This window comes from Micromonospora arida, assembly GCF_042873195.1.
Taxonomy (GTDB): domain Bacteria; phylum Actinomycetota; class Actinomycetes; order Mycobacteriales; family Micromonosporaceae; genus Micromonospora; species Micromonospora arida.
In genome coordinates this window covers 139,446-160,841 of sequence record NZ_JBIALC010000015.1, presented here as the reverse complement: position 1 = coordinate 160,841, position 21,396 = coordinate 139,446, and the positions used below count along the sequence as shown (strand labels likewise).

The 21,396-nt window shown below is 70.3% G+C and carries 5 protein-coding genes; 2 read left to right on the top strand and 3 right to left on the bottom strand.

Features of this window, described 5'->3' with window-relative positions; genetic code table 11:
* Positions 1-26 precede the first annotated feature (26 nt).
* Positions 27-7,688: a SpvB/TcaC N-terminal domain-containing protein gene (locus tag ACFYP0_RS30265; RefSeq protein WP_386998372.1), complete on the bottom strand. Its 7,662-nt coding sequence runs from the start codon at positions 7,686-7,688 to the stop codon at positions 27-29.
* A 9-nt stretch (positions 7,689-7,697) separates the two neighbouring features.
* The gene (locus ACFYP0_RS30260; protein ID WP_356979687.1) at positions 7,698-17,096 is read right to left on the bottom strand and encodes a Tc toxin subunit A-related protein; all 9,399 of its coding nucleotides are present in this window, start codon (positions 17,094-17,096) and stop codon (positions 7,698-7,700) included.
* 396 nt (positions 17,097-17,492) lie between these two features.
* Between ACFYP0_RS30260 and ACFYP0_RS30255 the strand changes: the two genes are divergently transcribed.
* Both ACFYP0_RS30255 and ACFYP0_RS30250 read left to right on the top strand, forming a co-directional pair.
* A complete protein-coding gene (locus ACFYP0_RS30255; protein WP_386998371.1) occupies positions 17,493-18,083 on the top strand; it encodes a GNAT family N-acetyltransferase in 591 nt (196 codons plus the stop codon).
* Between the two features lie 424 nt (positions 18,084-18,507).
* Entirely contained in the window at positions 18,508-20,361 is a 1,854-nt protein-coding gene (locus ACFYP0_RS30250) for a vWA domain-containing protein (RefSeq protein ID WP_356979689.1), read from the top strand.
* On the opposite strand, the gene ACFYP0_RS30245 is transcribed toward ACFYP0_RS30250, so the two are convergent.
* Positions 20,362-21,396 carry a caspase family protein gene (locus ACFYP0_RS30245; RefSeq protein WP_356979691.1) on the bottom strand — a complete coding sequence of 345 codons (1,035 nt, stop codon included), beginning with the start codon at positions 21,394-21,396 and terminating at the stop codon, positions 20,362-20,364.

Below are 21,396 nucleotides of genomic sequence, written 5' to 3'. Positions count from 1 at the left end.
GCCGACGTGACCCCGGGAAACCTGGGTCACCACCAGTCGAAGTAGCGGCCTGCGTGGAAGATCCCCACGCCGATGGCGGCGACGATGCCGACGACGAGCACGACCGGAGCGATCACCACGCTGCCGGCCGCGATGCCGATGGCACCCGCGGCGATGGCCAGACCCGCCCCGATGCCGACGCCGCCGGCCACCACCCCGGGCGTGTCGCCGGCCTCGGCGGCCCGGTTCATGCTGACGTACGAGACGGCGGCCAGACCGATGCCACCGATCACCAGCCCAGCGGTCATCGCGCTGACGGTGGCGACCGTGGCGCCCGGCACGGCGATGGCGTACAACTCCAGGCCACCGCCGACCGCGCCGAGCGCGTCACCGACGCCCATCTCCCAGTCGCCGTGCTGGTAGTCGCCCCACAGGGCGAACGCCGACAGGCCGAACCCGACGACACCGAGCCCCTTGCCGAGTATGCCGGTCCGGCCCGGCAGTCCGCGTACGTGCTCCGGCGCCGTGGCGGTGGCCGGGATCTTCCGCCCGCGTCCTGGGTTGGTGGCCGTGCGGATCGCGTTTCCGGCGCTGGCCGGAGCGTCGGTCTCGGTGATGATGACGGCCTGGGATCGCTTGCCGGCCATGGTGCCGCTCGGGTTGGCCCGGATCGCGGTGTTCGCATCCCGGGTCGCCGACCGGGCGATGTTACCGACCTTGTCGTACACGTCGGTCGACTTGATCTGCTTGACCGCGGTGCTGGTCTCCAGGTCGTAGTTCGCCGTGTTGTCGCGCCACGGCATGCCGTACAGCCATTCGAGGATGTTGCCGCGGAACGTCCCCCGGCCGCCCTTGAACTTGAAGTTCCAGATGAACTTCTCGGCGGCGGGCGCGGTGTGCGCGGCGGCCCCGCCGACGGCGCCGGGTGCGGCCGGAGCCTTGCCGCCGCCGGAGTCGGCCGGCGGCGCGGCCGGCGGCGGTTCGGGTGGCGGGGCCGGCGCGGGCGGCGGCGGCTCGGCAGGTGGCGGCTCCGGTGGCGGCGGAGGCGGCGCCGGCTTCGGCTTCGGCGGTGCCGGGGGCGGCAGTACGGCGTGCAGCACCCAGGTGCCGCCCGGATGCTCGGACCAGTTGCCTCCCTCCAGGTTGAGGGTGACGTTGGCCTGGTAGTAGATGACCGAGTTCTTGTTGTTGATCCGTGGATCGAGGGTCGCGCCATGGCTGCTGAGATAGCGGCGGAAGTCCTCCACTGTGGGGTTTTCCGACCCGGTGAAGTGGGACTCCGTGATGGAGATGTTGTGGGTCTCCGGCCCCTTGACCGTGGTGGGCTTGAACCCGGCCGGATCGACCATTCCCACCGGATTGTTGCGGCAGTACCGGAACAGGTTGCCCCCGTCGGCGAAGCCGCCCGGATCGCTGCTCGCCCACCTGCCCAGCCACGGCACGTAGTACCGGGCCCCGGCGTAGCAGAAGCCGGTCTCGTCGTCCACCTCGTGTCCGCCGAAGCGGTACCGCTTCAGGCTGAGGTCGGCGCCCGGCCGGCCGTACCGGTACGCGGTCGTGCCGTACGGGTGGTACTCCTCGTAGGAGATGAGGAGCCCGGCCGCGTCGGTCTCCAGCGTGGCCGAGCCGAGGTGGTTGGTGAGCTGGTAACGGATCAGCGGAACGCCGAGCGGGTTGGCCGGGTCGAAGCCGCCGACGTCGACGGTCTTGACGTCCACCTGGGCGACCGGGCCGGTGTCGTCGGCGATCGTGGTGGTCCACCGTTCGTGCTGGAGGGTGCCGGTGACCCGGTTGCGACGGCGGAACACGGTGACCGCACCCAGGAAGATCCATTCCAGTTGGACGCTGCCCGGCCGGTCCACGACCTTGCGCAGCCGCTGCCCGCTCGCGGCGTAGACGAACCGGGCTTCGCCACCGCCGCCGAGGTCGACCCGGCGGAGTTGGTCGTGGACGTTCCATTCCAGGGCCGGCAGGTGCGGCATGACGGTCAGGTTGCCGACGGCGTCGTGCGCGTACAGGGGCGAGTAGGGGCCGCCGTCCGCGTCGCCGGGCAGGCTCGTGGCGGCCAGCCGGTTCGTGGCGTCGGCCGGGTCGTCCTGGTACGCGTACCGGTGGTGCCGGGTCCAGCCGGCACCCACCCCGGCCTGCGTCCGGAACCGGTGCCGGAGCACTGTCAGGTTGCCCAGCGGGTCGTACTCGTACTCCTCGGTGTAGGCACGGACCGCGCCGGCATCGGTGAGGCTTCCGGCCGGCGGCACGTCGGTCTGGTCGCGGATCGCGTCGTTCGGCGCCCCGGCCAACTCCCGCCCACTCGCCCGGATCAACTGGTAGAGCGGGTCGTACGCGTAGTCGCTGGCGGCTGGCACCGCCGCGTTGCCGAAGAAGGTGGGCGCGCCCGGCTCGGCCACCCGGGTGAGGTTGCCCACCGGGTCGTAGGTGTAGCGCAGGTCGCGCACGCCAGCGGTGAGCAGACGTTCCAACCGGAACGTCATCGGGTCGTAGAAGTACTCGGTGACCAGCCCGTTGCCGTGCCGGGCGAACCGCCGCCGACCCAGCACGTCGTAGTCCTGCTCGGACAGGAACTCCACCTCCGCGCCCTGGCCGCGCAGCCGCGCGGTGAGCCGGCCCAGCATGCCGCCCTCGAGGTAGGTCGGTCGTAGCTCGGTGGCGTCGGGCAGGGTGACCAGGGTCGGGCGGTTCACCGCGTCGTACTCGGCGGCGGTGCCGAAGACCTCGCTCTCCAGCAGTGGCGCCGCGGCGGCCAGCAGCGCGGCGTGGTCGGGCGCGGCGGCCACCGGCGACCAGTCCGGGCCGTCGACGTGATCGGTGGCGAGTCTCCGTTCGGCGCGGCGCGGGTTGCCCTTGAAGTCCACCTCGGGCACCCGCACCTGGCCCGCCGGGTCGAACACCAGGTACGGCACGCCGTGCAGGCCCAGCGTCGCCGCGTCCGGATGGCGGTCGCCGAAGACCACGTACTGCACGCAGCGCTCCGCGCCGGCGGACTCGCTGACGTACAGGCCGATGGGCCGGTGCAGGGCGTCGTACGTGGTGCGGAAGGTCCGGCCGTGTTCGTCCCAGATCCGGCGCACCCCGCCGAGAACGTCCTGGAACACCCACCGCTCGCCCTTCTCCGCGCTCCACGACCGCACTCCCGCGCCGTGCATGGCGGTAACCGCGTTGGCGATGTGCCGGCCCAGCGCGTCGTACCCGTCCGAGGACCGGCCGGTGAGGTCTCCCCTGGTGCGTACGCCGAACCGCTGGCCGGCGCCCCGGTCGGCCAGCGTGTAGACGGCCCGGCCCAGGCTGTCGAAGTGGATCACGGAGGGCGTGTCGGCGTGCCCGGCGGCGAGCCACGCGGCGCGGGTGGCCGGGTCGGCCGGTTCCGGATCGGACACCGCGGGGCTGCCCCGCTCGGCGTACCACTGGCTGTCGAGCACCGTGTCGTTGGCGTCGAACAACCGGTGCGACCAGGCCGTGGACTCGACCCGGCTGAGGGTGCCGTCCGGATACCGGGTCAGCACGGCCCGGCCCAGCGGGTCGTAGTAGCGGATCGCGGTGGCGCCGATCTCGCGCAGCGCCGCCGCGTCCTCGTACTCGTGGGTGGTGCTGAAGTAGGGCTGGTACCGCTTCACCGGGTTGCCCTTGTTGTTGACCACCGTGCGGCCGGTGCCGACCCAGCGCGGGTCGGCGTCCACCTCGACGGCCACCCCGTCCTCACCCACCTCCAGGGCCCGGCCCGGATGTACCCGCGACTTGGTGATCGCCACACCACCGGTGCCGGTGCTGTACTCGTAGCTCTCCAGCCAGCGCGGGTTGGTCGGGCCGTGTCGTTCCCGGTGCCGGCCCCGGCTGTACGCGGGCTGGCCGTTGGCCACCCAGTTGAACGGGTCGTAGGTGAACGTCAACGTCGGATCGTCGAGCGTGTCGCCGTCCCCGGCACCGGGCCGGCCGAGCAGCGCCGAGGCCACCACCCGGCCCAACTCGTCGTAGCGCACCGCGCGGCGCTGCCCGTTCGGGTCGGTGACGAGACTCGGGCCGAGCACCCGGTAGTCGTTGACCGCTGTGGTGACCGACCAGGCCGCCTGGTCGATGGTCATCCGCTCGGTGAGCAGGTGGTAGCCGTCGAAGGTGACCGCCGTCGCCAGGCCCAGCGCGTCTTGGGCCCCGTTGGACAGGTAGAAGTGCGCGGCCGGATCAGCTGGATAGCGCAGCTCGCCGGAGGGTATCCACCAGTCCGGGCCGCCGTCGAGGTGCACGTAGCCGGCGGCGGCAAGGTCCGCGTCGGTCACCGCCGTGCCGTAGCCGGCGGCCAGCGCGGCCGGGGTGAAGGCAAGCTGGTACGTCTGGTGCCCCAGCCCCAGGCTGTCCCACTGACCGGCCGGCAGCGGCGTCAGCGCGTTGTCCCGGAACCGCACCTGTGACCGGGACAGCAACCGCCGCTGCGCGCCGACCTCGTCGGCCACCACCTCGTACCCGATCGGGGTGGCCGCGGTGAACCCGGCGAGCAGTTCGGCGCGGGTGAACAGCGGGCCGGCCGGGTCCAGCCCGGTCAGTTCGTGCCCGACCGCCTCGTACGCGGCGCGGATCCGGTACGCCGGCACCGGGAGCGTCTCGTCGATGTCCGGGGTGTACCGCTGCTCGCCGTACGTGACGTGACGGCGCCGCTGTTCGGCGGTCACCTCGGCGGGCAGCTCCGGGTCGGGCGTGGTGCGGCCGTAGACCACCGCGGCAGCCTGGACGACGGTGCCGTACGGGCCGAGGACCAGGTTGAGCCGGTGGCTGATCCGGGGCTCGTCCGGCTCCCGGTCGTAGGAGAGGCTGACCGCCTCCCGCTCGACGGCGACGAACACCCGCGGGTCCAGCCGCTGCACCTGGTACGTCTGCTCGACCACCCCGTACGGGTGCTCCTGCGCGGCGCTGCCGTCGTACGAGTACACCTCCTGCCGCAACGGCAGGCCGCGCAACGCCCGCCGGCTCTCCCGCAGCTCCGTGGCGGAGATTCCGGCCGGCAGCTCCGGGGTGGGCAGGTGCCGGCCGGCGTACCACTCGGCGGACAGGTCGACCGGGGCGCCGGTGTGGTACCAGGTCTTCGTGGTGACCGGTGGCTGGCACAGCTCGGGCGAGGTGTCCTGGTTTCCGTCGACCGCCTCGACGCCCAACACGTGGTCCACGAACGACTCGCCGTCGATCTGCTCGACCATGCCGAAGCCGGCGAACTCCCGCTCGACGCCGTCATAGTGCCCGTGGTGGTAGCGGTAGGCGGTGACCAGCCGGGTCCCGGTGATCCGGTCCACCTGTTCCACCCGCTCGACGACCTGCACCGGGAACGGCAGCCTGGTCACCCACGGCTGGCCGGCGAGCCGGTCGGCCAGTTGGAAGGCGGTGGACGCGGCGTACCGGATGATGGTCTCGCCGCCCAGGTTGTTGACCACCCGGGTGAGCAGGTGCGGCTTGCCGTCGGCGGCCAGATTCAGGTAGCGCACCGGGCCGGCGGCGTCGCCCGGCAGCGGTGACGACCACACCAGGCAGCCGGTGCCGGCACCCAGCAGGTCGGTCACTGTCACCGTCGAATCGGGCGTGACATGCGGCAGGTCGGGCAGCTCGACGGGGGCCGACCAGCCGTTGCCGGACTGGTTGTACCAGAGCCGGATCTCCCGCCGGCCCAGGTAGCACAGGTCCATCACGCCGGTGCCGTCCACGTCGGTGAGGAGCACCCGGGCCGGGTCGAACTCGTCCAGCCCGGTGAACCACGGCGCGTCGTCCATTTCGACCTTGGCGCCGAATCGTCCGTAACCGACGTTGGGCCAGTAGCAGACGGAGCCGTCGCGGACCCGAACCAGGTCGGTGAGCCCGTCGCCGGACATGTCGGCGAGGAAGATGCTCTGCCGGTCATCGGAGCGCAGCAGCCGCGGCCCACGGTCCTCGTCCGCAGGCCAGAGCGCGGGTCGCGCCGGGCCGTACCCCGCCTCGGCCAGCGACTCGTGCCAGGCCAGCACGGTGTCACCAGTGATCAGCAGGTCGGCCCGGCCGTCCCCGGTGAGATCCAGCAGCAGCAGGTCGGGGCTGGCCCAGTCGACGGCGGGCAGCTCGCGGAACGGCTGGAAGCCGGACCAGCTGGCGTCGTCGGTGCGGCGGACGAAACCCGCCGGTACGGTACCGAGCTGGACCAGCTCGATCCGCCCGTCACCGTTCACGTCGACCAGTTGCTGGCGTCCGCCGGCCAGGTCGGTCAGTGACGGCACGGTGGGCAGCGCGGCGACCGGGCCGATCCGGCCGGCGCCGAGGTTCGGCCGGTAGTAGAGGGCGCCCTCGTGCCCGGTCAGCACCCCGGCGAGCCCTTCCCCGTCCAGGTCCACCCACAGCTCGGTCCGCCCGTCCACGCCGGCCGGCAGGTTCTCCAGGCTGCCCCGCTCCAGTTCCCGGGTGGTCGCCGCGATGCTGGCCGGTGTGTATTCGAAGGTCACCGGGGGCAGCGCGGCGCTGGTGTGCCCGCCACCGGCGGCCGGGGCGTAGCCGCGCTGGGTCACCTCGACCAGGGTGGACAGCACCGGCCCGGCGGCGTATTCCAGCTCCACCGCGCGGACCAGGCAGTCCGCGCCCACCTCTGGCTCGTCCGGGAAGTGGTGGAACATCAGGATCCGGCGGCACAGCCGGTAGGTGCGGACCTCGAATCCCGCGCGGTAGGTGGAGAACGGGTCCGGCCGGCAGGTCCAGTTTCCGGTGTCAGCAGGTAACGGGTTGTCCGGGTGGTGCTCGCCGTAGTCGAGCACCACCTCGAACAGCCAACCGGCATCGGCGATCTGGGCCGGCGTCAGGTCCACCGGGCGTCGGCCGTCGGAGTCGAGCAACGGCACCGTGTTCCCGTAACGCACCGACTTGAGGTAGCGGTTGGCGTTCCGGTCGGTGCGGTGTCGTTCGTGTGGCCGGTCCAGGTCCAGGCCGGTGGCGTCCTCGGCCTTGTAGGTGTAGATGACCGCGTTGCCCCGATCGTCGCGGGTCTCGCAGAGCAGCCAGGTGTGCACCCGCCCGCCCAGGCCGATGCGGGAGCTGCCGTCGCGGCCGTACACGGCCAGCAGGTTCGACCCGGACAGGGTGCGCCAGTGCACGTCACCGTCGGAGTCCCGGGTCCACCGCTCGATGCGGGCGAACGCCCCCTCGATCCGTGGCCGGAACCGCTGCACCGTGTGCCCGGCGACAGGAGCGCCGCCGGGCACCGGGATCAGGTCGTCCTCCCCGGACAGCAGGAAGGTGTCGGTGTTGTCGTAGCGGGGCAGGCCACGGTCGGTGCGCCGGCTGATGGCCGGCACGGGCAGCTGCCAGCCGAGGCCGAACGGGCCGTTCCCGGCTCCCGAGTCGTAGCCGAGCGTCAGGTCGGGTTGGAACCCGGACCGGCCGCCGCTGACCGGGATGGGAACGGACATGCCGCCGGTCCCGGTGACCGGGTGGGCGGCGAACGTCTCGCCGATGGCCCGGATCGCGCCGCCGCCGGTTGGCAGGCTGATCGCCGGTCCACCGAGTCCCGGCCCGGTCGTGCCCCGACCCGCCGACGGCGGCGCGGCGCCGGTCGCGTCGGTCGGCGGCCCGCCCGGTCCGAATGCCCCGCCCGCTCCGCCGGGAGCGCCGGCGCCGGTCGGGTCGGCGGAGCCGCGCCACCGGGAGCCAGGCCCCGGCCCCCACGATCCGCCGCCGACCGGGTAGCTGGTCGTCACCGCGCCCCCTCAGCCGTCGAGCCGGTAGTGCAGCAGGACGACCAGGTCGGTCAGGCCGTCCGGGTCGGCCGCCAGCGTGACCGGGGTGCCGAGAACCAGCGGATCGGACTGACCCACGCACTGCCGCAGGTCGGCGTCCCGGTTCAACGTCACGGGGTCACCGGCCACCGTGAGGTCGTACGTCCCGGGATCACCGTCCACCCGGGCGTACCAGGTCACCTGGTCCACCACCGGCTGGTGGTCGCGGGCGAGGTACGGCAGGTGCTCCGGCCCGATGGCCAGCTCGGTGCTCTGCTGCTGGGTGAGCTGCCACCACTCGTCCGGGAAGTGGTGGCGCAGGCTGTATGCCTGGTACAGCCCCGTCCGGTCGGCGTCGACGAGCATCTCGTTGAGCACCTCCCGCAGGGAGTCCTCGACCAGGCCGCGCAGCGTCGAGCCACCGTCGCGGGCCGTGTACCGCAGGTGCAGGATGACGTCGCTGATGCTGTCGTAGTCGAATTGGCGGACTGCCGTCGGCAGTTCCAGCCGCCAGGTGCCGATCGCGCCCTTGCCCTCGAACGGCAGGTAGCGGTCGTCGGCGAAGTTCAGCTCGAACATGCCGCTGTCGCTGAGGCCGCTGCTGGTCGAGATCGACTCGATCCCGCCCACGTTGTACGCGAACCGCTCGTCGCCGGGCGCCTCGGCGTACTTGTCCTTGGCACTGGTGGCGCCCTGCCGGGCCGCGGTGGCGGTCCGGTACCGGTTGCCGATCAGGGAGAGCTTCGCCGTGACCGGGGTGTACGGGCCAGCCACGCACGGGATGGACAGGCTGACCGTGCGGAGCCGCCGGAAGTAGTGCCCGGGGTGGTCAAGGTCGAACAGCGCCTCCGGCACGTTGACCACGCAACTGCCGGTGGCCCGCAGCTCGATCAACGCCGCCGGGTCGAGCTGTGCCAGCGAGACGTGCCGGGTCAGCTCGCGCTCGCGGCTGTGCTGATCGAGGTAGGCCACCTCCATCCGCTTCAGGTCGTGGCGCAGCGCGTCCGCCACGGTCAGCCCCTTGCGCAGGCTGTCCCAGTAGCCGGGTTGCAGGAACGTGGCCTCGCTGCCCAGCTCGTGGGCGAAGCACCGCTCGGCCTTCTTCGCCACGTCGAAGGCGAGCTGGTACGCCCCGAAGTAGACGGAGCTGGCCCGGCTCACCATCCACTGGTACAGCTCGGTGTTGGTGTACTTGCCGCGCAGGTACTCCTCGGTGGCCCGGGCGTTGTCGGCCTCCCGGTCGTGCGCCGCCAACTCGTCGGTGAGCATGGACACGTGCAGCCGCCCGGTGAGGAGCTGCTGGTCGAGCTGGGTCAGTTCGAGACCGGCCAGCGCCGCCTGGTGTTCCCAGTCGTCCATCCGGCGGCGGTAGCCGCCCTGGTTGGCGGCCATCCCGGCGGCCTTGTCCAGGGCCCGGGCGATCGCCTCCAGGGTCATCACCGCCGAGTCGGCGGCGGCACCGGCCTTGTCCCCGCCGAGGGTGAGGGTCACCGTGGGTGAGCCACCGAAGCCGGCGCCGCCGGCGGTGAAGTTGGGAATCAGCTTCAGCCCGCCGGACAGGATGTAGCCCACCGCGATCGCGGTCTCGCCGAGCAGCGACACCCCGGACAACGCGGTGGCGGTGATCTCCCAGGCGTTCATGTACGGCCGGCCGGCGTAGTAGCGTTGCCGCTCCTCCACCACCTTGCGGCTCAGTTCCAGCGCCGCGACGTTGCCCTCGGCCTCCGCGATGGTGGCGACCTTCACCGCCCGTACCGCGTCGAGCAGGGCGATCTCCTGGCCGGCGCGCAGCCGGGTGAGCTGCTCGGCGTCCCGCTTCTCCATGGCCGCGAGCAGCCCGCCGCCCAGCTCACCGACGTACCCGACGAGTTCGGTGGCCTTCTGGGCCAGCACCCGGAACCGGTAGTTCGGCAGCGGTGCGCCGAGCCCGGCCAGGAACGACGAGACGGACATGCCGGCGGCGGCGGCCCGGACCAGTGCCCCCGGGTCGATCGGCGGTGAGAACAGGGCGAGCATGCTCTCCACCCCGTCGATGTTCTGGCAGTTGCGGATCTTGAACAGCCGATCGGCGATCAGGTCCCACAGCCGAAGCATCTCCTCGTTGGGCGGGACGCAGAAGTACAGCGCCGAGTAGCTCAGCGGGCTGGGCAGTTCCGCCCCGCCGTGCGGCAGCAGATCCAGGTCGGGGATCAGGTTCTCCAGGTCCAGCAGCGCGTTGCCGAACAGGTCCACCTTGGCCTGGAGTTGGTTGACGGTGGCCGGAGCCGGGCTGACCAGCGGCGGCACCACGCTCGGCTTCGGCCCGAGCAGTTTGTCGGCCAGGATGTAGAGCTGGGTGGCCTGGGTCACGGACTCCCGGGTGAACTGCCGGAACAACTGGTCACCCCAGTCGACCAGGTTCTTGATGTAGCTGACCACCACGGCGAGCTGGTAGGCGACCGGCCGGCTGCGGGCCACCACGTGCGGGTTGAACGGCTTCGCCCGCCACTGCTCCACAGCGAACTTGAGGTCGGTGATGCTGGCCCCGGACGGGTCGGCCGCGATCGCCGTGAGAATGTCGCCGATCCGCTGGTTGAGCAGCTCGGGCACTCCGGTCTGGAAGAACGGCTTGGTGACCCAGTACTTCTGCGGGGCGGCAGCACCGTCGGCGGTGCCGACCGGGTTGAAGATGTGGTGGAACCAGTTCCGCGCCTCGGCGAACCGCTGGTCCCGGTTGAGCCGCAGCGCGATGTCGAACGGAAGGTGGTAGAACAGCTCCCAGTTGTAGCCCGCGTACGCGCCGTCCGCGGCGAAGTCCAGGTCCTCCACCGGGTACGGCGACACGACCACCGGCGCCGGCTGGTAGGTGGCGGCGAAGTCGAACCCCGTGTTGGTGAGCTGGGTGGTCCGACTCAGCAACGCCGGCACGCCAGACCGGTAGACAGTGGCCCGTAGGAAACACAGCAGCGGGTGGTAGAAGTTCGCGAACCTCACCCCGTACGACAGGGTGCCGTAGACCTCGAACTCGGCGACCAGCCGGTGGTACTCCGCGTCCTCGGTCATCGCCTGCACGGCGGCCGCGAGGTCGTGCGCCGGATCCTCGGCGTATCGACGTAGGTACTCGGTGAGCAGCGCCAGCACGTCGCGGGCGAACTCGTCCACGTCGCTGTACGTCTTCTCGATCCGGTCCGCCGGGTCCTCGGCACGTCGGTCGTAGAAGCCCGGGATGATCACGTAACCACGGTCGTAGTCGCCGTAGAAGTACGGCATCAGGGTGCCCAGTGGCAGCACCGGCCGGCGGTCGTGGGTGCCTCGGACGCTCTGCGCCAGCCCCAGCAGCATGATGATCCAGTCGAGCAACGACATCTGCATGGGGTACGTCACCCGGAACCGGCCGGGCGTCTGCGCCACCAGCGTCTGGAACGCGCCCATCAGCGGGGTGCTGATCGCCAGGTCGTTCTGCGTCCGGGAGACCAGTTCGGTGAACCGTTCGGCCAGCAGCTCGGTGTCCTTGAACACCGGCGACAGCAGCAGGTTGCCGGAACCGCCGCCCGGCACCGGCTCCGGAAAGCCCCGGCAGCCGGTCAACGCGAACGAGCCGACGAACTCGGTGCCGGTGAGCACGCTGATCGCCTGGCCGGCCGCTCCGGCCGCGTACGCGAAGCAGGTGAACTCGTCCGCCGCGGGGAGGTCCTCCCGGTAGCCGCTGGCCGGGTAGTACAGCGCGTCCTTGGAGATCTTTTTCGGCTGCCAGCGGTCCTGCGTCCGCTCGCCGATGGCCAGTTGGATCCGCCACCGTCGGCGCGGCCGCTCCGTCTCCGTGCCGCCCGGCGGGATGCCGTCCGGGTCCGGAATCTGGGAGGTCTGCGCCGTGTCGGTCTCCTGCGTGAAGACCGGCCAGGCCAGCGTGAGCCGGCTGTTGCGGTCGAAGGCGAGCAGGTGGTCGCCCGCGATGTCCAGCGGCACCCGCCGCCACGGCGTCCAGTACCGCTCCCGCTCGAACTGCCGGTGGTAGTACACCGTCGGGTCGCCGCCCCGGGTGCGGGCGAACACGTGCATGAGATGCCGGTCGTGCTGGTAGTAGCAGGCCATCACGTCCAGGTGCGCCAGGTCGTCCAGCTTCTCCAGGTACGTGATGGTGGCGTTCTCCACCGCCAGGTCGGTCAGTTCGTCCTGCTGCAACTGGTCGTCCAGCTCGGTGAACAGCTCCGACTTGTCGTCCCGCAACTCCGGCAGGATCCAGTTCTCCGGATACAGGAAGATCTTCCGGTTGGCCTCCCACACCCGGTAGTTGGCCATCCAGTTCCACTGGTCCCAACCCGGATCCTCGGTGACCGCCGCGACGCTGTCCGGCTCCAGGCCCAGCAGGCAGCGCTGCACGAACAACTGGACGGTGGCGTGTGCCTGCACGATGCGCGATGTCGCCATGCAGGCGCCCATCTCGACATCGATGAGGAAGTGGTCGTACAGGTCGTTGGTGTCGCGCAGCCCCGGGTTCTCGGCCAACAGGTACGCGACCAGCGCGTCCCGCTTGGCCACCCGCAGCCGGTCCTGCACCCCTTGGAGCACCCCGAACCACTCGGCCTCGGCGTAGCGCGCCTTCAGGGCCTGCCGCATGGTGGCCGCCCCCGCCGCCGTGGTGACCGGCTGGCCCAGCGGCACCGCCGCCGCCACCGGTAGTCCCAGCCGGCGCAGCAGGGTGAGCGCATCGACCAGCCGCTGGATCGTGACCGGCGACCGGTACGCGGTGAGGTCCACCGCCGACAGTTCGAGGTGTGTGTCCAGGTCGGCCAGCACTGTGGCGTCCCAGCCACCGAGCTGCGCCAGATGGGTGTGGACCTGCGTGGCGGTCGTGCCGGCTGCCAGGACCAGGTCGAACAGTCCGTACACCGTCCACGGCGCGGCCGCGTCCAGCGGGTTCGCCACCGGGGGGTAGGTGCAGGCCAGCTCGACCCCGGCGGCCAACCGGATCCAGTCGGCCAACGGGGCCGGAGGGCGGCCGGTCTGGTAGGGCACCCGGTCCGGGGCCAGCCAGCCGAGTGACCCGGCGTTCGCCAGCAGCCAGCCGAGGTCCGCGTCGGGCACCGTCAGGTGCTCGACGAGCCGGCTCAGCACGTGCAGCAGGCGCAGTGCCCGGTACTGCTCGTCGAACCCGGCCGGGGTGACCGCCGGCGGCGCCGGTGGCTCGTTCACCAGGTCCACCAGCGCGTCGTCGGTGAGCACCGCGAGCAGCGGCCGGGTCAGCTCCGCGCCGGCCAGCACGGTGGCGGCGGCATCCGCCGAGAACCCGAAGGTGTCGGCCACCGCCGCCACCGCCAGCTCCTGCTTGGTACGGGTGTACGCGTAGCTGGACAGGGCCGTGGTGATGGCCAGCAGCAGCGTGGTCTGCTGGGCCTCGGTGGGGCTGGCCACGATCGCGGCCGTTATCGGTGTGGTGTCCACCAGGGCGGCGAGCTTGGCGTCGACGAACTGCGCCGGGGTGGTCACCGCGTCGGTCCAACCACCGTCCACGATCGAGGCGAAGCCGGCCAGGTCCGCCTCGGTCATCCCGGGCACGGTGGCCAGCAGGGCACGCATGCCCGGCAGGTTCTCCTCGGGGGGCGCCGCCGGATCGACAGCGGGTCGGGTCGCCGCGTACCCGCTCTGGTAGGCGGCCTGCAACCCGGTGAGCACCGCGGTCAGCGTCTCGTCCGGCAGGTCCCGCGCGGCCAGGTCGTCGGCTTCGTGTCGGAGCAGGTAGCGCAGGTCGGCCGGGCGGATGCCGGTACCGGATCGGGCGGCGTCGAACCGCTCGACGAAGGCCAGCGCGGTGGCTGGTGCGGTGAGCGGATCCGACCCGATCAGACCCTTCATGATCAGATACTCGGTGGCGGTGAGCCCGAGCGCCCGGGCCAGCAGCGTCCCGGCGTACACCGCGTGCAGGCCGACGTTGCTGACGATCGCCGGGGCCGGAAGGTCGGCCACCAGCAGGGCGGTGTCCGCCGTCGTGGCCCCCAGGCAGGTCGCCAGGTACGCCTCGTGCGCCGACAGCGGAGCACCCGAGCCGGGTGTGGTCAGCTCCGCCTGCTCGTTGGCGAGCACGTTGGCCGGCTCGAACGCTTCGAGGACCGGGCCGTTGGCCGAGTTGCGGTACACCTCGGCGTACCGCGACTCGTCCAGCGGGGCGAACAGGTCGACCACCTCCGGCAACGGCAGCCCGAGCCGCGCGGCCAGCCGGTGCAGCGCCGCCACCGTGACCAGGAGGTCGTCGTCCAGGGCGCCGCCGCCCAGCGCGTCGGCCCGGATCGTCCGGTCCAGCAACGGCGGCGTCCAACCGGTGCAGGCCGGCGCGCGTAGCAGGCGCAGGAACCGGTGGATCCGGTCCAGGCGAGCGTCGGTGAGCTGCTGGATCCGCTTTGCGCTGAGGTCGGACCCGGTGTCCAGGTGCTTGACGAACATGGCGTTCCCGGGATTGACCCAGGCCAGCGCCAGCAGTTCGGTCAACTCCCGATAGTCCAGGCGCGCCCGAGCGAGGAAGTTGTCCACCCGGGCGATGCCGCCCAGAGCGCCGAGCGGCGCGGTGTTCCAGATGTCGTCCTGAGCGGCCGGGTCGGCTGTGACCACCAACTGCCGCTGCGCGTCGCTGATCCCCAGTTCCTCGGCCGCGATGGCCTCGCCGCTCGGGCCCGCCGACCGGCGCAGCGCCCGCATCACGTCGGCCCGTGCGATGTCGAACTGGGCGAAGTAGCTGCGGGTCTCCTCGTGCGCCAGGTCGAACGGCAGGGCGAACGCGTACCGGCTGCCCGCCAGCAGGGTGTAGGCGGCGGCATTCACGTACTGCGGCGCGGCCGCCAACTCCAGCGCGGTGCCGGTGGTCTGGCGCAGTCGGCGCACGAACCACCCGCCGGCCCCGTCCGGGGTCGCCTTGGCCACCACGCCGATGTCCCGGACCACCCGGGCCCCAGCCAGGTCCGGTTCATACACGAGGGAACGGTCGGTGAACGGCCATCCCTGGCCCTGCAACAGGCCCAGCAGCCCGGCCGACGGCGCCTCCACCGGATCGACGCCGCCGCTCAGCGGGCCGCCGAACGCGAGGCCCACGTCCGGCGCCACCGCCTCCTCCAGCAGCTCGCACACCAGGTCCAGGTAGGGCAGCGGAAGGTCAGTGTTCTCGCAGCTCAGATCCAGGTCACCGAGGTCCGGCCGGCGCCCGTACAGGACGTCCCGGGCAACCTTGGTGGCCGGACCCGGCGTGTCGGCGTCGGTGACCAGCCGGTTGCCGAGGAACTGAAGGACGTCCACCAGGTACGCGGCGGCGCTGTGCACGCTGCGGCACGGCTCGCAGTAGCTGGAGTCGGCGAGCTGGAACAGGCTGCTCAGGTTGGGAAAGTCGGCGCTGACGGGGGTGAGGTCCGGGGCCGCCGAGCCGCCCAGGGCCCGGACCGGCAGCGCCCGCGCCGCGCTCTGGAGTTCGCCGGCCAGCAGTCCGCTCGCGACGTGCACGTCCACGGCCCGGCGATACACCGACCGGGCCTGCTCGTCGGTGAACCGGCCGGTGTTCACGGCGGTGGCCACGAACCTCGTCTCGCCGAGGGCGTGGATCCGTGCCGCCGACGGCACTTCCGCCGCCAGCAACGCCGTCGTCTGCCGATAGGTCGGCGCCAGCTTGAAGATCCGCTGCGCGGCCTTGAGCGCCGGCCGCCCGGTCCGCAGCCGCTCCGGGTGGTCCCGCAGCAGCCGTTCCACGTTGCCGGTCGCGAGGTCGAAGTCCGGATTCGCGGTGAGCAGTTCGAGCACCGCGTCCCGGTGCCCACCGAAGGCGCGCTCGACGGCGCTGGCCCGCTCGTCGTTGCCGGGCTGTTCGGAGGGATCAGCCCGTCGACCGTGGCCGGGCCGATCGCCGCCGCCGTCGGATCGTTCGCCTGCGGTGTCGGCGTCGGCTGCGGCGTTCGCTGCGGTGCCGGCCACGGCGCCCGCGTCTCGTTCGAGCTGCGCGGTGAAGGCCGTGGTGGGATAGCGCCTCTCCAGCTTGCGGGCCAGAGCGCCGGCGTGCAGGTCGATCAGCTCCGGCCGGACCGGCTGACCGGCGACCCGGACATCCGTGGTGCTGTCCCGCAACACGCGCCGCCAGTCCGCCGGGGCCAGCCGGGCCAGCCGGCGTACGTCGGCGGCCCCCTCGATCCCCTCGCGGTCGAGGACCCGGTCGACAATCGTCTCGTCGTAGCCCAGCACGTCGGCCAGCACGCTCGCCGCACCGGCCGCCTCGGCGGCCGACCGGTCGGGAAACGCCGCCGCGTCGGCCAGCTGGGCGATCAGCCCGGGCAGGTCACCGGCAGCGTCGACGGCGAGGAGATTCTGGACCCGCTCGTGCGCGCCGTCGGCGAGGAACCGCTCCACCCGCGCGTACAACACCTTCGGCCGTTCCTGCGCGACGTACTCCTTGGCCTCCGGCCGTACCCGGGCCAGCATGTCGAGGATCCGGTCCAGCTCGCCGAGCAGGTCCTCGGGAACGTACCGATGGCGCACGGCGTCGGCGACGGCGTTCCGGACGGTCTGCTCGTCGAGCAGGGCGATGTCGTAGTACAGCGGCCGCAGCTCGGTGTTCAGATCGACGTCGAACCGGGCCAGCGCGGCGCCGGTGCGGCTCGTGGTCAACAGCGTCCGCTCGGCGAACAGCGCGTAACCGAACACCGCTGGCAACTTGTAGGACGCGGCCAGTTTCTGCGCCACACCGAAGTGCGCCAACGCCGTCGCGGGCAGCCCGGTCTCGGCGGCCAGGAACGTCACGTCCTCGGCCTCGTCGTCCTGCCGCAGCTCGTACAGCGGGACCTGGCCGAGCAGCGGGACAATCGTGGCGAGGATCCGCTCGTACTCACTGCGTTCCCGGTCCCCGCCACCGGACAGATCCACGGTGAGCACGGCCAGCTCGGGGGCGTTGAACAGCACCGCGCTCAGCGGCGGGTCGGACAGGAGGCGATCACCAGCGGACACCCGGACGAACAGGTCAGCGGACTGCTTCTCGGAGCGGGTGAACCGGTCCCGCGAATAGTCGACGCGATACAGCCCGTCGTCCCCGGTGGTCGCCTCGCCGAGCTGCTCGGCGTCGCGCAGATCCCGGTCGAACGCGCCGACCGTCAGAGCGTTCGCCGGCTGCCCGTCGACCCAACGCACCCGACCCACCACCACGAACCGGGACGGCGGCTCGGCCAGCACCATCTGCACCGCGTCCCGGGTCGCCCCGTCCACCGTGCCGGTCACCGGGAGCTTGTGCGCCCGTTGGAACTCAGCCACCCCACGACGGGTGGTCGGCCCGTATCGGGCGTCGACCAGTTCGTCGGTGGCAATGTCGGCGGGCATCCGCAGCAGCGCGGTGTGCAGCCGCCGGACGTCATCGCTGGGGCGGTGCCGGCGCGAGCCCATCGGGGTGGTCATGAGCATCTCCGATCGTCCGACAGCCGGCGACGGCGGCGGTCTGACGCCGGTGCGACCGGGAGCTACCTGGCATCCTGCGGATCAGAGGAGCCCGCCAGCATCGCACTGTCCAAGATCCGCCTTCCCGTCTGGCTGATCGGCAGCGGGCACTGCCGCTACGGCCGGTGGCGGAGCCGGGTCTCTCCGGAACGAGACCAGCCGTCCCCGGAACAAGCCCGACAGGTGACTGATCTCGATCGAACTCCGTGCTGACTCCCGACAGGAGTCGGCCGGTCGGTGTCCGTGATGGAAGCCACCGGCATGCGGTACGTGCGCACCTACCGCCACTCTGAGATGATCCGCTGTCGGGAGTGGAGGTCGAGTACGAGATGACGCGCGCGATGTGGGAGGCGTGTCGTGGCGCCTGCTGAGGCAGGACTGCGCGGCCACGGGGTGGAGCTACAGCCACTGGAGGAGTCTCACGTGCACAGCCTGGTCGACGCGGCCAGCGACGGAGACCTCTGGGAACTGTTCTTCACGAGCGTTCCCACCCCCGACACCATGGGCGAGACCGTTGGGCGATTCATCGTCGAGCGGTCCGCGGGCACGATGCAGCCCTTCGCCGTGTGCCTTTCCGGCACCGGCCAAGCGGTGGGGGTGACCAGCTTGTGCCACATCGACGCGGCCAACCGCCGCGCTGAGATCGGCTACACCTGGTACGCAGCCTCCCAGCAAGGAACCGGCATCAACGCAGCCTGCAAGCTCCTGTTGCTGACACGCGCCTTCGACGACATGGGCTGTATTGCGGTCGAATTCCGCACACACTGGCTCAACCACCGCTCGCGGAAGGCGATCGAACGCCTCGGAGCCAAACAAGACGGAATCCTGCGCAGCCACACGATCATGCCCGATGGAACGGTGCGCGACACCGTCGTCTACTCGATCATCGCAAGCGAGTGGCCCGCCGTCCGGGCGGAACTCAACCGTCGCCTCACGACGCCGAGATAGACGCGCCACCCGGCAGAAATCCGCCCGCTCCTGCACTCGCCCTCAACGCTGCCGCAACCAGCGGCTGCCACCAGCCCGGCTACCAGCCACACCAGCGCCGGCAGGAAGGGCACTTGGCGGTCAGGTCCCACAGCTGCTGGTACGTCAAGTGCGTACCGCCCGGCGCCTGGTAGCTGCGCCCGGCCGACGAGCACGGCCGGTGCCGGATTCGCGGACCGATCCGGGTATCGAGGTGTCAGCCGACCCGGTAGACCCGAGTCAGCGCGATCCGAACGGGGTTGGAGCCCTGGCTGGACGTGATGTCGACAACGCTGCTGCTGTTGGAGTCGCGCCGAGCGTGGCAGGATTACCGCTTCGGTAGTTGCCGTGACAATCGCATTCACCCGAGCTAATCGTCTGCTCCCGCGTGGAAGTGTGGTGACGCGTGTTCCGCTCAAAAAATGCCGGCGCGGTCCCATTGCCGCACGCCCGCCGAAGGCAGCGTGCCTACGCGATCGGCATCGGAGCCGGTCTGGCGCCGATCCTCATCGCGTGCCTTCTTCTGTGGCCCGACGGTTCACCGGAGCCACCGGCTCCGCCGAAGAAGGCCGCATGCGGCACGAAGATCACCGTGATGTCGTCGACCGAGAAGGCCGTGCTGCTGAAGGCTCTGGCCGAAGAATTTGTACAGACGCCTGCCGGCTGTTACCAGGTGGAGATCACAGCGACAGGTTCCGGTGCCGCGCTGACTGCTCTGGCAGGAGGGCTACAGGCGGGCACTGGCTCCGCGGCGGACCTTCCAGAGGTGTGGAGCCCCGCATCGAGCGTCTGGTACCGGCTGCTTGAGAGACGCACGGACAAGAGCGGGAAGGCGCTGTTCGACGAGGTCCTCGCTCCGATCACCCAGACTCCGCTGGTCATCGCCCTCCCTAAGCCAATCGCCGAGGAGCTGACAAAGACGGGGCCACTCACCTGGGACCGGATTTTGGGGCTGGCGAACGACCCCGCCGCATGGAAGGAGTTGAGCAAGGACCAATGGGGGCCTTTCACCCTCGGCAAGACCAACCCCAATTTCTCCACGGCCGGGTTGACTTCGCTCCTGACCGAGTACGCGGCACTTTCCACCGCCAACCCGGGTGCCGTTAGCGAGCCCGACACCCGCGACAGCATCCTGCAGGAGAAGCTCAAGACGCTGGAGCTCGCCACCATCCACTACGGCAAGACCACCCTGGACTATCTGTGCAAGTTGGCGGCCGCGGACAAGGACAGTGCCGTAAACGCGCTCAGGTATGTGAGTGCCGTCCCAGTCGAGGAGAAGTCGGTCTACGACTACAACAGTGGCAACCGGGACTGGTGCGAACACAAACTTGAGCCGAAGGTTCCGCTTGTGCCGGTGGCTCTGGCTGACGGGACGATCATGTCCGACTCGCCGTTCGCAGTGCTAGCCCGTGCGACACCCGACCAGGTCGCCCTGGCTCACCAGTTCCACGCTTGGCTTGGCGAGCAAGATCAGCAAAAGACATTCACAGAGGCTGGTTTCCGCCATCTCGACGGCACCCTGGACGAGGCTGTGGCCAAGGAACTCGGAGTGACGAAGACGCCTCTCACCAAGTTCACGCAGCTGCCGGACGGCCCGGTCATCGACGCAGTGCTGGACTCCTGGGAGAACATCCGAAAGCCCGCCCGGGTTCTGCTGGTCGTCGACACGTCGCTGTCGATGAAGTACAGCATGATCGACAACGTCCCGGCCGAGACGGGTGAGGAGAGCCGGCTCGATCGCGCCAAGGACGCGTTGACCAGTTCCCTCGCGGACTTCAGCCGGCGTGATGAGGTGGGGCTGTGGACGTTCTCCGGCGACAGTTCCAGTTCCGACAAGCCGTATCGGGAGGTGGTGGCACCAGGGTTGATCGACACGAAAAGAGAGGAACTTGCCAGCGGAATCAACCGGATGCGACCCAGCGGTGCGACCGCGCTGTACGTCACGATCGCAGCCGCCCACGACTGGCTGGAGAAGTCCACCACCGGGTCGTACATCAAGGCCGTCATCGTACTGACCGATGGCGCTGACTCCTATAAGGGCGGTGCCTACAAGCAGAGCCAGCTCACGCAGGCGATCAGCGCCTCAGGCGCCGCCAGGGACCCGGTGCGGGTCTTCCCGATCGCCTACGGTGTCGACGCGAAGGGGGAAATGTTGGAACAATTGGGTACCATCGCTTCGGTCAGTGGCGGGGGGAGCTACCCCGCAGTGGACCGTTCGACAATTCGGGAGGTCCTGCTTGAGGTGATCAGCAACTTCTAATCAGCGGGAACGGAAGCCGTCGTCCTGACCCTCAGCGATCACGGTGGTCACGTAGCAGAGCAGGGCCGCGGTTGTACCAGCGATCACACCGGCCACTCCGCCGGCCACGGCCGTCACAACACCCCCACCGAGGGTGCCGAGCAGACCGGACACCACCGCCGGTCCGGACCGCCAAAATCGGAGGCCGCGGGTCTTGTCTCTGGTGACGACTATTTGAGGCGCAGGCACCGTCTCATCCGTTGCCGGCGATACCTCAGGCGCCACCGAGTGTGAGCGACCTCCGGCCACCTGCCGATCCGACCGCTGATAGGCGCGATTGCGGACCAGGGGCAGGTCACTGAGGTTGCCGTGGTCACGGCGATCCGGTCTCGGGTACGACTTTCTGGGCAACCCGGCGTGCAGTTCGCGGTAGATGTTGTCGAGAGTCAAGAAACCCTGGTTGGACAGACTACTGATCCCGTCCTTCAGCAAGATCAGCAGAGCATCGGTGAATGCGGTGTTCCGTAGTCCCGGGGGTGCGGTACTGGCCTGGTTCCGTCCCGTGGAGGTCAACACGTAGGCACCCTCAATACTCTGGAGGTTGCTCTCGACGCCCATCTGCGCGTGCACATTCCCCGAGAAACAACAGTCGAGGATGACAACCTTCCGTCTCGCGCGGCTGTCCAGCACCACCTCCCTTATGTGCTTGTATTCCAAGGCGCTCGAGTGATTGTCCCCGGAGGAGTCGTTGCACGTCAGGTAGAGAGCCGAGTCTTTTGGGCTCAAATAACCATGTCCCGCGTAGTAAAAGAGCAGCGTGTCGGTTGCCTCTCGGGCTGCCTTCTGAAGCGGAGCGATGATCCTCTTGGGGTCCCACGGGTCGAGGACGGCCTTCACATTATCGGGAGGGAGCCCCCAGATGCTGGAGTCGATGATGGCCACCTTCAGGTCGATCAGATTGTTCTCGACCGCAGGCAGAGCCCTGTAGCTTTCGTCCTGATAGGAGGCTGTCCCGACGAGTAGCACTCGAGATTCGGCAGGGTCAGGAACCGACAC